The sequence below is a fragment of the Synechococcus sp. MIT S9220 genome (genome assembly GCF_014304815.1).
Lineage (GTDB): Bacteria > Cyanobacteriota > Cyanobacteriia > PCC-6307 > Cyanobiaceae > Synechococcus_C.
In genome coordinates this window covers 805,814-821,490 of record NZ_CP047958.1, presented here as the reverse complement: position 1 = coordinate 821,490, position 15,677 = coordinate 805,814, and the positions used below count along the sequence as shown (strand labels likewise).

Annotated in this window: 14 protein-coding genes; 9 read left to right on the top strand and 5 right to left on the bottom strand. The window is 57.2% G+C overall.

The window, feature by feature from the left end:
- Positions 1 to 19: 19 nt before the first annotated feature.
- Positions 20 to 1,570 carry an alpha/beta hydrolase gene (locus SynMITS9220_RS04285; protein ID WP_186990977.1) on the bottom strand — a complete coding sequence of 517 codons (1,551 nt, stop codon included), beginning with the start codon at positions 1,568 to 1,570 and terminating at the stop codon, positions 20 to 22.
- A gap of 155 nt (positions 1,571 to 1,725) precedes the next feature.
- Between SynMITS9220_RS04285 and SynMITS9220_RS04280 the strand changes: the two genes are divergently transcribed.
- Together SynMITS9220_RS04280 and SynMITS9220_RS04275 are read left to right on the top strand one after the other, a co-directional pair.
- Positions 1,726 to 2,928, top strand: a complete 1,203-nt coding sequence (locus tag SynMITS9220_RS04280; protein WP_186991863.1) for an MFS transporter — start codon at positions 1,726 to 1,728, stop codon at positions 2,926 to 2,928.
- A complete protein-coding gene (locus SynMITS9220_RS04275) occupies positions 2,894 to 3,571 on the top strand; it encodes a Coq4 family protein (protein ID WP_186990975.1) in 678 nt (225 codons plus the stop codon). The genes SynMITS9220_RS04280 and SynMITS9220_RS04275 overlap by 35 nt, the downstream gene beginning before the upstream one ends.
- On the opposite strand, the gene SynMITS9220_RS04270 is transcribed toward SynMITS9220_RS04275, so the two are convergent.
- Positions 3,568 to 3,837, bottom strand: coding sequence for a SemiSWEET transporter (locus SynMITS9220_RS04270; RefSeq protein ID WP_186991861.1), 270 nt, complete (start codon positions 3,835 to 3,837; stop codon positions 3,568 to 3,570). The two genes, SynMITS9220_RS04275 and SynMITS9220_RS04270, sit on opposite strands and share 4 nt — an antisense overlap.
- 57 nt (positions 3,838 to 3,894) lie before the next feature.
- Here SynMITS9220_RS04270 and SynMITS9220_RS04265 point away from each other — a divergent pair, with 57 nt between their 5' ends.
- The gene (locus SynMITS9220_RS04265; protein WP_255483217.1) at positions 3,895 to 4,293 is read left to right on the top strand and encodes a hypothetical protein; all 399 of its coding nucleotides are present in this window, start codon (positions 3,895 to 3,897) and stop codon (positions 4,291 to 4,293) included.
- Between the two features lie 126 nt (positions 4,294 to 4,419).
- Complete coding sequence (locus tag SynMITS9220_RS04260; protein WP_186990973.1) at positions 4,420 to 4,989, top strand: peroxiredoxin; 570 nt, start codon at positions 4,420 to 4,422, stop codon at positions 4,987 to 4,989.
- Positions 4,990 to 5,700: 711 nt separating this feature from the next.
- Here SynMITS9220_RS04260 and ychF read toward each other — a convergent pair.
- On the bottom strand, positions 5,701 to 6,792 hold the full coding sequence (ychF, locus tag SynMITS9220_RS04255) for a redox-regulated ATPase YchF (RefSeq protein WP_186990971.1): 1,092 nt from the start codon (positions 6,790 to 6,792) through the stop codon (positions 5,701 to 5,703).
- A gap of 99 nt (positions 6,793 to 6,891) precedes the next feature.
- Here ychF and SynMITS9220_RS04250 point away from each other — a divergent pair, with 99 nt between their 5' ends.
- From SynMITS9220_RS04250 to cysS, 4 genes are all read left to right on the top strand, one after another.
- Positions 6,892 to 8,067, top strand: a complete 1,176-nt coding sequence (locus tag SynMITS9220_RS04250; protein ID WP_186991857.1) for an efflux RND transporter periplasmic adaptor subunit — start codon at positions 6,892 to 6,894, stop codon at positions 8,065 to 8,067.
- A gap of 24 nt (positions 8,068 to 8,091) precedes the next feature.
- A complete protein-coding gene (polA, locus tag SynMITS9220_RS04245) occupies positions 8,092 to 11,106 on the top strand; it encodes a DNA polymerase I (protein ID WP_186990969.1) in 3,015 nt (1,004 codons plus the stop codon).
- A 371-nt stretch (positions 11,107 to 11,477) separates the two neighbouring features.
- Positions 11,478 to 11,864, top strand: a complete 387-nt coding sequence (locus SynMITS9220_RS04240; RefSeq protein WP_186990967.1) for a hypothetical protein — start codon at positions 11,478 to 11,480, stop codon at positions 11,862 to 11,864.
- Between the two features lie 203 nt (positions 11,865 to 12,067).
- Positions 12,068 to 13,576 carry a cysteine--tRNA ligase gene (gene cysS / locus SynMITS9220_RS04235; protein WP_255483273.1) on the top strand — a complete coding sequence of 503 codons (1,509 nt, stop codon included), beginning with the start codon at positions 12,068 to 12,070 and terminating at the stop codon, positions 13,574 to 13,576.
- Here cysS and SynMITS9220_RS04230 read toward each other — a convergent pair whose 3' ends face one another.
- A complete protein-coding gene (locus tag SynMITS9220_RS04230) occupies positions 13,577 to 13,816 on the bottom strand; it encodes a hypothetical protein (protein WP_186991853.1) in 240 nt (79 codons plus the stop codon).
- Between the two features lie 83 nt (positions 13,817 to 13,899).
- Here SynMITS9220_RS04230 and SynMITS9220_RS04225 point away from each other — a divergent pair, with 83 nt between their 5' ends.
- Positions 13,900 to 14,313, top strand: a complete 414-nt coding sequence (locus SynMITS9220_RS04225; protein ID WP_115125419.1) for a DUF2721 domain-containing protein — start codon at positions 13,900 to 13,902, stop codon at positions 14,311 to 14,313.
- Positions 14,314 to 14,327: 14 nt separating this feature from the next.
- Here SynMITS9220_RS04225 and SynMITS9220_RS04220 read toward each other — a convergent pair whose 3' ends face one another.
- Positions 14,328 to 15,674, bottom strand: a complete 1,347-nt coding sequence (locus SynMITS9220_RS04220; protein ID WP_186990965.1) for a sodium-dependent transporter — start codon at positions 15,672 to 15,674, stop codon at positions 14,328 to 14,330.
- Between the last annotated feature and the right edge of the window lie 3 nt (positions 15,675 to 15,677).

Here is a 15,677-nt window from a genome sequence, read left to right as displayed (position 1 = left end):
AGGCCATCTCCAGGGAGCTTCAATCCAGGAAACGCTCTGCACCGCTCTGATTCAGACGGTGCACATGCAGATCCCCCACCTGCAGGTGTTCAACACCGCCCTGCACGGTCCCGGACACACGACCAAGCTCTAGATCAAGAAGAAAGCGCACGATTTCTCTCTCCAGCTGAGCCTGAACCCGCAGCGGCTGAACCCCAACCAGCTCTTCGCCGAGTTGGAAGACATCCTCACCCTGACCACCACCGCTTTGGCCCTCCACGCGCACAGGGGAGAAGTGGCTGGCCCCTTCAACCAACACAGCACGGGTTGCAGGATTGGCGGGCAATGACCTGAGCAGGCCCAACTGCTCACTCAGCGGAGGGGTAATCAGATCAAGAGTTCCGCCGCTCAGAAAGACAGCAACTTCACCCGGCAGGGGAATCTTTTGAGGCCAGAGCAGGCTGCCGAAACTGTTTAGACCAACCACAGCGGCCAACTGCTTGGGCGGACGCACGGCGGGCAGAGGCACCTCCTCGATCTGACACTGAAGAAGTCGCGACAGGTTGCTAATTGGAAGGGCATCCAGATCCTGGCCGCAACGTCGAGCAAGGCCCGGCTCAGGCCCAGCACCTGCTGCGAGCAGAGCCGTGAGTGCTCCAAGAGAATGTCCACCCAGCACCAGTCGGGTGCCAGAAAGATTGAAAAAGCCTCTCTGATGTGCAGCCAGCACCGCATCCAGATCTCTCAGGCGATCGGGCAACACCTCAGCACCTGGCGGCGGAAGCCGCCCCTCCAAAAGGGCCTGCACGGCAAGCGCATCACTGCCTGGATGTTCAAGCACAAGAACCGGCCATCCCTGCCGACTGAGGGCCCGTCCCAGCCAGCGGAAATGATCAGGGCTGCCCCCCAGGCCTGGCATCAACACGAGCCAATGACTGCGCTCGCGACCGTCTGCAGTCAGCGGGCGCCAGAGCTGAATCTGCAGCGGCTGAGCCCGATGCTCCACTGGCAAGGTCAATCGCTGAAGCTTGCGATCAGAAGCACTCTCAGACTGATCAGCGGGATCCGTCCTCTGAGTAATCGACGACACCGGGAGTTGGTTGAGGGTTTTGACCAGAGCCTGCTGCCGTTGCAACTGACGCCGCCAGCTGCTGGCAACTGGGAGCAGGGCATCGAGATCGAGGTGGACACGCTTCGCTGGCAGTGCCTCAAGCAGATCGAGAGTCGTGACCTGTGCGCGCTGGTCGAGGAGTGACTCGAGTGTCACCTGAACGGTTTGGCCTGTCGCATCGTCGTCAACCATCACCAGATCACTGACCTGATCAAGCAAACGCCGGCCTGCCCAGCTGTTAAGAATCTGCCGGGCCATGCTGCGGTCATTGATCAGTGGAGCCTTGAGCAGATCAATCACTCCCTGACGGCTTTCTTGCTCGAGCAAATTCAGCCACACACTCAGCTCCGAGGAGCCGCGTTCTTCACCACGCAGCCATCCCCCCAGATCGTTGATCGATAAGGGCAGATCCATCCCATCAAGACGAACAACCAACTCGGAGGCTGTACGAGCAGGTCGCGGTGACAGGGCACCGAGCATCAGACTGCACACCAGTCCTACGGCAAACCGTTGTCCTGTTGAGCGTCTTCGCAAGGCCTAGGCCAGTTCATTGGTGGAACCAGTTTCCCGCACCTTTGCAGGAAGTGGCTTCAATCAGGCTCCTGGCTTCGCTGGGAGCAGGCGGCGTCATCTACATGACGCCCATCGTGTTCCACCAGGCCAGCTTCACGGCGACTCAGGTTGGTCAGGGCTTGGCGGCTGCCGCCCTGATCGGAACGGCTGCCCGTCTGCTGAGTGGTGTCTTGCTGGATCGGGGCCTTTGCTGCTCCTGGCCGGTGCGTGCTGCGGCAGTGCTGGCCTTCATCGCCGATTTCATCCTGCTGCAAGCGCAAGGTTTTGGTGGTTACCTCACCGGACAACTGCTGATCGGTTTAGCCGCAGGGCTTTATTTCCCGGCGATTGAACTTGCGGTGCCGCTCAGCTGTGCGGGCTTCCAGTCCAGCCGAGGTTATGCACTGGCTCGCAGCGCTGATGCAATGGGTGTTGCCTTGGGCGCACTGTTCGGCGCGATTGTCACAGCTCTCGGACTGATCCGTGCGGTTTATCTGGTGGAAGCGGCGGCCGTTGTGGTGATGCTGCTGGTGCTGAACTGGCGACCTCTTCCCGATGGGCGCGCCGCCCTATTGCATCTCGACGACGTCGATCAAGAACACTCCACGGCCAAGCCCCCTTCGGCCGATGGATGGCGCTGGTTGACGCCTCTACTGCCGGTGCTGGCCATCAGCATCGTTGCCACAGGAATGATTGCGCTGAGGCAAAGCGCCCTGCCTCTGGATCTGGTGCGTGGAGGTCTTTCGCGGCCAGCAGTGAGCGAAGCAGGCAGCGGTGCACTGATCGCGCTGCAACTCGCTCTATTGGTTGTTCTGCAGTGGCCTGTGGGCAACTGGGTGGCCAAGCGGAGCCTCCGCTTTGGGCTGGGAATGGGACTGGTTGGCTTTGTGATCGGCTGCCTGCTCTTAGCGAGCTCAGCACTCTGGAGCGGCGGAATGGTCCTGATCTCGCTGGCCATGCTGCCTTTGGCCTTTGGAGAAGCGGCGTTCCTTCCCAGTGCCGCCGAAGCCATGGTGGAAGAGACCCCTTTGAAACACCGGGGGCTCTCTATGGCGCTGTTCTCCCAATGTTTCGCCATCAGTGCCACCGGTGCACCCTTGCTGGCCGGAACCTTGCTTGACCAGCAGGGTCATGGTGTACAGCTCTGGTTACTGATGGCTGTGATCTGCCTGGCTGTGATGCCGCTGCTCAAAACCGTGCGACCTCGCTATACAGCAGGTCTGGATGGAACCCCACTGGAGAACGACGAGGATGTCCCGAGCCCGCGAATTGCTTCGCTCCGTTAAAAACCTTTCGGTTCTGCGAGAACTGGCCAAAACCAATGGTGGGCTCAACAGCGTCGGCGACCTAGTCGATAACTTCATCGACAGCGAAGCAATGGCGGTCTGCCTCCAACGCTTCAAGGCTCTGCCCGGTGCCAAAGAGATGGTGGAGCAGCGTTATCCGCCATTCCAGCCTGATATCCCTGCTTTGGAAAAGCTGCCGGAGGGAACGCTGGGTCGGGCTTACGCGGGAATGATCCGCCGACTGAACTACGACGCTGATTTTTTCCGACCGAGAGACACCAGCACTGAAGCGCTCTGGCTGACGCAGCGAATCGCCTCAACCCACGATCTGCATCACGTGATCGGTGGATTCAACACCGAAACGGCTGGTGAGTCGGGAGTGCTGTCAATCACGGCAACCCAGATCGGCTTTCCTGCCTATGTGTTGTTGAACACGCTGGCTGGGTTCCGCGCATTTCGCTTCCAGCCGGATGAGTTTGAAAAGATCAGCCGAGCGATCGCCGTGGGCAGTCGCATTGGTCTGGAGGCGACGCCTCTTGTGCTGCAGCGCTGGGAGGAAGGATGGGAAAAACCACTTCATCTCTGGCGCGAAGAGCTGGGAGTGAAACCTGCTGTAGGAGAACAGTTTGGGGCTGAGTACTAGCGCTCACCTGCGTTGAGGTGGTGGCGAATTTTCTTCTGCAGCACGAACGATGCGGGGATCAAGGTGAGTCCATTGGCAAGGATCACGGGCCCATTCCCACTGAGCAGACCGAACGCCGCCCAGATGGCAACGCCGCCGGTGAACAGGCCGTACATTGACAGGGAAATGGAGCGCGTGTCATCGGTGCGCAATGTCTTGATGGCCTGCGGAAAGAAGCTCAAGGTGGTCAGCGCCGCGGCCACATAACCGATTGCATCCACATCCATCGTGAACATCACTGGAGCGGAAGCACTCCATAAACTGCCGCCAGTCTTGCTGCAGTCATGGCAATCGGTGTCAACGCCAGCGCTGGGTTCCTGCAGGGCCATTCACGCAGCTGGCAACTGGGCTGGCGCTCAGCCTTGATGCTCAGCGCACTTCTGGGAGCGCTGCAGCCACCGGTTCAGGCCAACGAAACAGAAACGCGTCATGCCATTGCAGCCATGGCTGCTTTCGCAGAATGCAAAATCATGCACGCCGGCTACAGCCGAGACAGAGCCCAGAACATCCTGAACACCTGGATCAAAAACAAAGGGTTGGAGCAACAAGCTGAGTGGCTGCAGTCGCCTCAAGCCATTCGCGTTGTCGCTCTGACCAGTGAAGCGATGAACAAAAGCTGCAATGACTTTGATCAGAACAGTCCACAGTTCATTCCCGCCATGGAGGCGATCGACGCCATCTAAGACCTGCTGACAACATTGCAGACGACCACGCCTTCAGTCTTGACGGCCTAGGAAGAAATACTCATCCCAGGGCAAACGGGAATGGTTAAACCGTGAGGGAAGTTGCCAAACCGACTGCGCCCAAACATGTCAAACCCCACCCACGTTCCTGACGCCACATTTCAAACACGGGTCAGAGACGAATCCATCGCTGGAGACAATCCATTCCGGTGGCAGGAGCTGACCAGCAAAGACATTTTTGGGGGCAAAAAAGTTGTCCTTTTTGCACTTCCTGGAGCCTTCACGCCAACTTGCTCATCCAACCATCTTCCCCGCTACGACGAACTCTTTGACGAATTCAAAAGTCACGGCGTTGATCAAATCATCTGCCTTTCGGTGAACGATGCATTTGTGATGTTCCAATGGAGCAAGCACCTTGGAACCAAGAACATTTTCATGCTTCCTGATGGCAACGGTGAGTTCACGAGAAAGATGGGAATGCTCGTCGAGAAGTCAAATCTTGGCTTTGGAATGCGTTCCTGGCGTTATTCGATTCTCGTAAACAATATGGTCATTGAAAAAATGTTTGTCGAGCCTGATTTCGCAGACAACTGCCCTACAGACCCTTTCCAATCATCTGACGCAGACACAATGATCGCCTATCTGAAAGGAGGCACATCAGCAGGAATTGCCAAGCCACATGCGTTCATCGGATAACTGAAGCGCTCCTTCCTCTCGTCCGGAGCCACATCAAAACAAAGGCCTGTTGATCAAAGACAGGCCTTTATTGCTGCAGGCTGATAATCAGCACTCATGATGAACAACCAACTCCAAGTCCATGACGGGTGGACATCAAAAGAGGGCGAGACATGACATGAAGAGAGGCGACATCGGCAGCCAGATTCTGATCCCCTGCTTTCTCTGGGCTGCTGTACCGGCAACAGCCATTCCCTTACCTCTGGTCTGCGAGTTGACCAGCGAAGAGTCTCCTTCAATCAAGATTCGACTCACTGAACGAACAACAGGATCGCTTAGAGGTGAGTTGATTCAGAACGACAAAAAACTCGGTGTTTTCCAATCGGGGAAACCAAAGCGAGGCAAAGACCCGTGGTGGTCTTTGCAAACAGACAAGCACAGCTCCAAAGGTATTTCAGTGTTCTTTCAGGACACAGAACTCTGGAACCCCTATCGACGTTCACCACGACCACAAGACAGCAACCGAGTTCTGTTTGCTGGACTAGGGCCTGCGCTGTGGAATTGGACAGAAACTCAAAAGCGCCACGTTTTCAGGGACAACAGTGATTTATTGAAGGCCGCTGGAGGGCTCTGGTCAATTTCCAGCCAGTGCGTTGGTGGAAGAATCGTTGATGGATGATCACGATCATGAAGACCAGCTTGAAAAATCGCCTCATCGGCTGATCGGATTCTTTAAACGTTAAACAAAAACTCCATCACATCACCTTCCTCAACTTCATACTCTTTACCCTCACTGCGTAGCCAACCTTTGTTACGAGCTTCCACCAGAGATCCTGCCTCCAGCAATTTCTCGCAACCGATGGTCTGAGCACGAATAAATCCTCGCTCGAAATCGGTATGAATCACTCCTGCCGCCTGAGGAGCAGTCATTCCAGCCTTGAATGTCCAGGCTCGTGTTTCCTTTTCACCGGTCGTGAAATAGGTGCGCAATCCCAATAAACGGTAAGTGGCCCGAATCAGACTTTTCAGGCCACCTTCACTGACTCCAAGTCCATCGAGATAATCCCTTCGTTCCTCTTCGCCAAGCTCAACCAGTTCCGCTTCAACCTGAGCAGAGATCCGCACGGTTTCAGCACCCTCCTTCGCTGAAAGAGCCACCACCTCCTCGCAGAAACCATTGCCTGCTGCGAGATCGTCTTCGCTCACATTGGTGGCGTAAATGATTGGCTTGGCCGTTAGAAGTCCCAGTGGTTTGATCATCAGCGCTTCTTCATCGCTGAGCTCAACGCTGCGCGCAGCACCACCTTCCTCGAGCACAGCCTGAATCCGCTCGAGCGCCGCATCCTCTGTCTGCGCCTCCTTGCTTGTTCGCATCTGCTTCTTCAGGCGCTCGCGACGTTTTTCAATCTGCGCCAGATCTGAAAGTCCGAGTTCAAGGTTGATCACCTCGGCATCGCGAACCGGTCCAACAGAACCGGACACATGGATGACGTCGTCATCCTCGAAGCAACGAACGACATGAACAATGGCGTCCACTTCACGAATATTGGCCAGGAACTTGTTGCCGAGTCCTTCACCCTGACTCGCTCCCTTGACCAGGCCGGCGATATCGACAAACTCCATCCGTGTGGGAATGGTGTCGGCGCTTTTGCTCAGATCCGTCAGCTGCTCCAACCGCCCATCCGGAACGGACACGGTGCCGACATTCGGTTCGATGGTGCAGAACGGGAAATTGGCTGCCTGGGCCTGGGCATTGGCTACAAGGGCATTGAAGAGAGTGGATTTACCCACATTGGGCAATCCAACGATTCCGGCTTTGAGCATGGCGGAAATCTATCGGCAGGTGCGTCTTGGCCACCATCCTTCGGAACACGATTGGTCCATTCACGGGCGAGAATGGTTACGAAAGATGTTGAAGGGGCCATGGGCAGCCAAAAAAGCCAGTCCCCAACTGGGGCCACACCCGAAGCCCTGCGTGCGTTGAGCCGTCTGAGTGGTCTGAAACGCAGGCGACGTCGCTTGATCGGCGCAGGCGCAGCCGCTGTTCTGTTGACAGCAGGTGGTGTGATCTGGAGCCAAGGTCCCGGATCCGATCGTTCGCGTCAGCTGAGTGAGTTCACCGTGGCGGCGGAGCGAGGATCTCTGCCTGGCGTGATTACGGCCAGTGGCGAGCTGGAAGCGATCCGACGGGTGAACGTGAGCCCGAAGCGGGCTGGAGTTGTGGAGGAGCTTTATGTCGATGAAGGCGATGTTGTGACCAAAGGTCAGGTGTTGGCCCGCATGGACACCGGTGATCTCGAGGACCGAATGGATGAATTTGCCGCACTCGAACGGCAGGCCAAGGCGGACTATGAAGCCAAGCGGGCCGAATACTTACGCAACCGGCAGCTGGTGGATGTCGGCGCGATCAGCGCATCAGACCTGGATGGCTTCCGAGCGGCCTTCATCAGCAGTAAGGAAGCTCTGAACGCTGCTCGCGAGCGCATTGAACAACGCAACGTTGAAGGCAATGACCTGCTGATCCGCGCTCCTTTCAGCGGGCTCATTACCGAACGCTTCGCCGAACCTGGATCGTTTGTGACTCCAACCACAGCCGCTTCAACCAATGCCGGCGCTACCAGCTCATCACTTGTGGAGCTGTCTGAAGGCCTGGAAGCGGCCGCCAAGGTTCCTGAAAGCGACATCGGTCGCATTCGTATCGGCCAGGACGCAACTGTTCGCGTGGATGCATTCCCTGATCAGCTTTTTCCGGCAAGGGTGCGAGACATCGCACCGCGTGCACTTAAAACCGACAACGTGATCTCATTCGAGGTGGAGCTCACACTGATCGATCCTCCACCGACCCTTCGCATCGGCATGACCGCAGATGTGAACTTCCAGACCGGACGCACCGCCGCCAGCACACTGGTGCCAACCGTGGCAATCGTGACTGAGCAAGGTCAATCAGGCGTTCTTCTCGTTGGCAACGACGATGAGCCCACATTCCAGCCTGTGCAACTCGGTGCCAGCAGCGGCGACAAGAGTGCCATTCTCACCGGTGTGCAGCCCGGCACACGCGTGTTCATTGACCTGCCGCCCTGGGCGAAACAGCGCGACTGACCGAGCCAGAACCTGCCTTCATCCATGCCACAAACCAAGGAGAAACCGCTGCTGCTGCTGGTGGATGGCCATTCCCTGGCCTTCCGCAGTTTTTATGCCTTCAGCAAAGGCGGCGAAGGTGGGTTGGCCACGAAGGATGGACGTCCAACCAGCGTGACCTATGGATTTCTCAAGGCCCTGCTGGATAATTGCAAGGGGCTGAAACCTCAGGGTGTGGCGATCGCCTTTGACACCGCCGAGCCCACCTTCCGCCACAAGGCTGATCCCAATTACAAGGCTCACCGGGATGTCGCTCCGGATGTGTTCTTTCAGGACCTTGACCAACTGCAGTTAATCCTGCGCAATCAGCTGCAGCTGCCCCTCTGTACGGCGCCTGGCTTCGAAGCGGATGACGTGCTCGGAACCCTGGCCAACCGAGCGGCATCCTCGGGATGGAGGGTGAGAATTCTCAGCGGCGACCGCGACCTGTTTCAGCTGGTGGACGACCAGCGGGACATTGCCGTGATGTACATGGGTGGCGGCCCCTACGCCAAAAGCAGCGGACCCACCCTGATTGATGAGGCAGGTGTCCAATTCAAGCTCGGAGTCATGCCCGACAAGGTGGTGGACCTGAAGGCGCTGACTGGAGACAGCTCGGACAACATCCCTGGCGTGAAAGGAGTTGGCCCGAAAACCGCCATCAATCTGCTCAAAGAGAATGTGGACCTCGATGGCGTCTACAAGGTGCTTGCCGAAGTCGAGGCGGAAGGACCCAAGGCCAGCAGAGGTGCTGTGAAAGGTGCTCTGAAGGGCAAGCTCAGCGCCGACCGGGACAACGCCTATCTCTCAAGACAACTGGCCGAAATCCTGGTCGACATCCCCCTGCCTGAGGAGCCCGTTCTCGAACTTGGGCCCGTGGACGGCGATGGTCTGGAGGTTCAGCTCAAGGACCTAGAGCTCAACAGCCTGGTGCGACAGGTTCCTGGTTTCATCGCCACCTTCTCCACCGGTGGCCTGGCAGCGAACGCCCACCTGCTTGAGACCAAGACTTCCAAGGACTCCTCTCAATCCGACAGGTCGAAGGATGCTGCAACTCAGGAGCAGGACGCCCCTGATGCTTTCAGCCAGGACTCCGCTGCCTCATACCAACCGGATCTGAAGCCACAGCTGATCTGCAGCGACGCAGCACTCCATGGCCTGATGCAACGGTTGCAGTCCTGCACCGATGCCACAGCTCCGGTTGCGCTCGACACGGAGACCACCGATCTCAACCCCTTCAAGGCGCAGCTGGTGGGCATCGGCGTGTGCTGGGGTCCAGGTGATGCTGATCTCGCTTACATCCCTGTGGGTCATCGTGCAGCGACGGAAGCAACGCTGGAACCAGACCGCCCACTGGTGCAGCTTCCAATCGAGACGGTGTTGGAACAGATGGCTCCCTGGCTGGCCAGCCCTGAGCACCCCAAGGCACTGCAGAACGCGAAATATGACCGCCTGATCCTGTTGCGACATGGCTTGCCGTTGGCGGGCGTGGCCATGGACACCCTGCTGGCCGATTACCTGAGAGATGCCGCGGCCAAGCACGGCCTGGATGCCATGGCAACACGGATGTATGGAATCACTCCCACCCTGTTCAGTGATCTGGTGGGCAAGCCCAAGGACGGCAAAGCGAGTTGCTTCGCAGAAGTGGACCTTGACCAGGCCGCGCTGTACTGCGGCATGGACGTCCATCTCACTCGCCGACTGGCCATCGATCTACGCCAACAGCTGCAGGCAACAGGAGAAAGTCTCCTCAGCCTTCTGGACAACGTGGAACTGCCGCTGGAACCGGTTCTGGCCTTGATGGAAGCCACCGGCATCCGCATTGACATGCCTTATCTCAGTGCACTGTCAACTGAAATGGGTGACATCTTGCAGAGGCTGGAGAAGGAGGCCAAAGAGGCAGCAGGAACCGACTTCAACCTCGCCTCGCCCAAGCAACTGGGCGAGCTGCTGTTCAACACCCTCGGCCTCGACCGCAAGAAATCCCGCAGAACCAAGACTGGTTACAGCACCGATGCCACTGTTCTGGAGAAACTGGAGGCTGATCACCCCGTTGTGCCGCTGGTTCTCGAACACCGCGTGCTGAGCAAGCTCAAGAGCACTTACGTGGATGCCCTGCCGCAACTGGTGGAAGCGGAAACCGGCAGAGTGCACACCGATTTCAATCAAGCGGTCACCGCCACCGGCCGGTTGAGCAGCAGTAATCCCAACCTCCAGAACATTCCTGTCCGCACGGACTACAGCCGCCGCATCCGCAAGGCCTTCCTGCCCCAGGAGAACTGGACGCTACTCAGCGCCGATTATTCCCAGATTGAGTTGAGGATCCTTACCCATCTCTCCGGCGAGCACGTGCTGCAACAGGCCTACCGAGAAGGAGACGATGTGCATGCCCTGACAGCACGGCTGCTGCTCGACAAGGACGAGGTGAACAGCGACGAACGACGCCTGGGCAAAACGATCAATTTTGGCGTGATCTACGGAATGGGTGCCCAACGCTTCGCGCGGGAAACCGGCGTTAACCAGGCAGAGGCCAAGGATTTTCTGCTGCGTTACCGCGAGCGGTATCCCAAAGTCTTCGCCTTTCTGGAACTGCAGGAACGACTGGCCCTCAGTCGCGGCTATGTGGAAACGATCATGGGCAGGCGACGGCCTTTCCACTTCGATCGCAACGGACTGGGCCGCCTTCTGGGCAAGGAACCGATGGAGATCGATTTGGATGTCGCTCGTCGCGGCGGAATGGAGGCTCAGCAATTGCGAGCTGCGGCCAACGCGCCGATTCAGGGATCCAGCGCTGACATCATCAAACTGGCCATGATTCAGCTGCAGGCTGCAATCGAACAGCAGGCACTACCGGCACGACTGCTGCTTCAGGTGCACGATGAACTGGTGCTTGAAGTGGATCCAGATGCTCTGGAGTCGATTCAAAAGCTTGTCGTCAACACCATGGAAAATGCTGTGACACTGAGCGTGCCCCTGGTGGCTGAAACCGGCCTCGGTGCCAACTGGATGGACGCGAAATGACCCTGCAGAGATCAGCCCGCAAGACTCAGGACATGATCAAACGCGACGCTTGAGGATCGAATGCCCTTCGCGATAGCCAATCACAGTGACTGAGACGATGATTGTTAATAGAGCAATGACGCCCATCCAGTCTGGATGCATCATCCACCTGATCCCAGGACTCAACAAAGCCATTCTAGAGACAGCCGAGCGATCGGCATAAGAGCCTGGGTAAAATCTCTTTTTCAATCGACATAGCTTTGGGAAAACAATAAAAATGAAGGTTCAACAGGCTTCTGAGAGAACAAACAATGAACCAACAAGTTGGAGTCATTCACCAAGACTCTTCACCGAGCAAGTAATGAGCTCATCTCACAAGCCATGAGAACGCCATGACCCGCAGAGCTTTTCATGGGCTGCACCTACAGCCCACTGGCGCACCATCTTGTTTTTCGTTCGTCACCTACACACCGCAAAGCAAAGAACAGATGGTGGCATGCGGAGATCTAGGAGAAGAAGAGGAGTACATCAACCCAGTCATCTGCGACTTTCTTCTATTTATTGCTGAATGGATCCTCAAAGTTCCACTTAACAACGACTTCCCCATTAGCTATGACGACGTGACCGTGATCTGCTCAAGACAGCGAGGAAATGGGAGCCAGCACGAATACCTGATGCAAATCAGCAAGCTCGAAGACAATGACCTCAAACGATCAGTTCTTAAAAGGCTACTGAAAATCGTGCATCGACAATCGTGGAACGGTTTCAAGCCAACATAAGAATCAAAGGCAATCACAACCTTCACTAACAAGCCATGCAGCCCCTCAAGCTTCTATCAACAGCAGGGGGCAAGCTGGTAACCAGCGAAATCGAGTGGAAGCGATCAGAGTCAGCGAAGACAACAGATCGGTAACAACTCGGCAGCAACCAGGCGATTCAAAAGCGCTCCAGGACTGAACGGGCCGTAACCTCCTTGGAGAGCATGATCAGACCTTTGCCACTGCGCCTCACAAACAGCCTGAGCAATCGCACCGAAGACTTTGAACCGCAGGAGGCCGGCAAGGCAACGATCTATTGCTGTGGAGTCACGGTTTACGACCTCTGCCACCTTGGGCATGCGCGCAGTTACATCAACTGGGACGTGTTACGGCGCTATCTGATCTGGCGCGATTACGACGTCACCTTCGTTCAAAACTACACAGATATCGACGACAAAATATTAAACAAGGCCAACTCGGAAGGCTCAACAATGGAGGAGGTCAGTGAAAAGAACATCAAAGCCTTTGAAATCGATATGGCTCGTCTACATATTCTGCCCGCGGACAAAATGCCACGTGCAACATGCTGCATCCCAGGCATTCAAACTCTGATTGGCGAACTGGAAACCAAGGGAGCCGCATACAGTTCGGATGGCGATGTGTATTTTGATATTTCCAAAGCAAAGAACTATGGCCAGCTGAGTGGTCGAGACCCGAATGAGCAGCAACAGGGAGCCAGTGGCCGCACCAATGAAGGAGAGGAAGAACGCAAGCGACACCCATTTGACTTCGCGCTTTGGAAAAAAACCAAAGATGGAGAACCAGGCTGGGAATCACCCTGGGGGCGCGGCCGGCCCGGTTGGCACATCGAATGTTCTGCCATGGTTCGCGAAGAATTCGGCACAACAATTGACATTCATCTTGGTGGTGGAGATCTTGTCTTCCCGCATCATGAAAATGAAATTGCGCAGTCAGAAACAGCCAATGAAGCTCAGTTAGCCCGCGTTTGGATGCACAACGGCATGGTGAATGTCGGCGGCACAAAAATGTCGAAGTCGCTGGGCAACTTCACCACAATCCGCGCACTACTCGACAGCGGGATTTCAGCGATGACCCTGCGGCTGTTTGTGCTCCAGGCGCACTATCGCAAGCCACTCGATTTCACAGCAGACGCTCTTGTGGCGGCAAGCACCGGATGGAAAGGACTCAATGCTGCTCTCAGCCTTGGCAGTCAATGGTCGGAACAGCTGGGCTGGCCTGGAGCAGAAGCTTTGCCATCCGGTGCCATGCAGGCACAGAACTTGTCAGTGGATGAGGTTTTACAGGCTGCTCGCGACCGCTTTACCGAGGCCATGGATCAGGACCTGAACAGCTCTGGAGCCCTTGCAGTGCTGTTTGAACTGGCCAAACCACTGAGGTCGATGGCCAACCGACTGGAACGGGGAGAACAGGTTGAAGACCAGGTTCCACTGAATGCCCTGCATCAACGCTGGCTGTTGCTGCGTGAGCTTGCCGCAGTGCTTGGACTGCGGCACGAGCCTTTAAACACCGCGGAGGATTCCAAAGAAGCGTCAGAAGACAGCGCCGCCATCGAAGCCGCCATCTCTGCCCGCAAGGCCGCCAAGCAGGCCAAGAATTTTGCTGAAGCCGACCGGATCAGAGCCGAACTCTCCGATCAGGGGATCGAACTGATTGACAAACCCGGCGGCGTTACCGAATGGCGCCGCTGTTGATCAAGGCTTTTTCGAAGTCATCATCGCCTCGATCTTGCGGATCCGCGCCAAGGTGGTGGTCCAGACCTCAAGCCTGAAGCGCTGCTCGGCGAGTTTGGGTTCTGAGGGATCGGCGGCATCGATCCAGCTCCGGAGTTGCTCCAACTTGGCCTCAGGGTCCTGCTTGGCCTCGAAGGCATCCCAGAGCTCCCGTTCAATCCTGGCCCTCTCAATGAAATTCCAGCGCTTGAGCCAGAGCATCGTGTTGGCGTGCATCAAGGCACCTGTCTACCGGATTTCCGTTGCATGAGGCCTAGGGTTCGCCCAGGACCGGCGTGATGCCCATGGAACCCGAGAGCCTGTCCAAAGCCATTCAGCTTTCAGTCGCTCCTGTGTTTCTGCTGGCAGGCATCGGAGCATTGATGAACGTGATCTCCGGTCGCCTCGCCAGGATCGTCGACAACGCACGCAAGACCAAGGCGGCTCTTGATGCGGGCGAAACAGTCGATGAACGGGAGCAGGTGGTCTACCGCAGGCGCATGCAGCTCACGATCCGCGCCATCGAGCTACTCACCGCCGCAACCCTGCTGATCTCGACCGTGGTCGCTGTCATGTTCTTCAGCGTGATCAGCCGCATCAACCTCACGCTTGTGGTGGTTCCTCTGTTCATCACAGCGATGCTGCTGGTGATGCTGGCTTCGATCTGTTTTCTGCGAGAGGTGCGGATGGCCTCAGCCCACATCAATCGGCTGTTTTGAACATTGGCTTTAGTTCAGCCTTGCCCGGTCCAGTTACGGATCAGATCCACCACGCTGATCAACAAGCCTGCAGCAATTACCACCGGTGAGACCCAGCGCAGGAAGAACAGGATCAGACCACTGGTAGATGGTTGAGTAACGGTGCTGTCCTTGAGGTCAGCCAGGAAGGTCCGGGGCACAACCCATCCCATCAGCACGGCAATCAACAGTCCGCCAGCAATCAGCAGCACACCACCGAACAAGGCATCCATCGCCCCAAGCACCTGCAGATTCATGGCCGCGGGGAGGCCAATCACAAAAATCACCGCCGCGCTGATCCAGGTCGCCTTGGTGCGGCTCCAGTTCCAGCGATCCATCAGCGAAGCCACCGGGACCTCCAGCAGCGACACCGACGACGTAATTGCAGCGAGATAGGCCAGGAAGAAAAAGGCCACAGCCACAATTCGTCCGGTCGGGCCGATGGAGGCAAGTCCTGTTGGCAGCGCCAGAAAGATCGTGCCGATCGTGGACTCACTCACGGCATCCCCCAGCCCGAAGCTGATCACTACGGGGAAGGTGAGCATGCCCGCCAGCAGACCCACCGCGGTATCCAGGCCCACCACCGCGACCGCTTCTTGAGGAACGGGAGCCTTGCGGTTGAGATAAGCCGAATACGCCATGATCGAACCGATGCCGGTGCCGATCGAGAAGAAGGCCTGGCTGAACGCATTTCGGATGGTGGTGATATTCATCAGTTCCCTGCCGTCCCAGCGCAGGAGGAAGGTCTTGTAACCATCGATCGCTCCAGGCAGCGTGCTGGCCCAGATCGCCAGGGCCACCAACAGCAGAAAAAGAAGCGGTAGCGCCCAGCGCGACAGCCGTTCAATTCCGGCCTGCACTCCTGCCGACACCACCAGAGCGGTCAGCAGCAGGCTGATGGCCTGCCCTGCTAACGCGCTGTTACCTCCACTGATGCCGTCGAAAAACAGCTGGGCATCCTCCATGGTTTGAGGAAGACCCACATTGAGGGCATGGATCAGGGTCTGAGCGGTCCAGCCCATCAGCACGGCATAGAAGGCCAGGATTCCGCAGGCGGCGACCACAAACAACCAACCCATCGGTTTCCAGTCGCGGCCAGCCGCCTGGGCCGGAGCCAGCAGGGGGCTGCGACCGGTGTTGCGACCAAGCACCATCTCAGCCACCAGCACCGGCAGACAGATGACCGCAACGATCAGCACGTAAAGGAGAACGAAACTGCCTCCTCCGCCCTGGGAGGCCCTGTAGGCGAATCCCCAGAGATTGCCCAGACCCACTGCACTGCCAGCTGCCGCCAGGACAAATCCCAACCCCGATCCCCAGTGCTCCTTCTGCGCTGCCGCCATGAC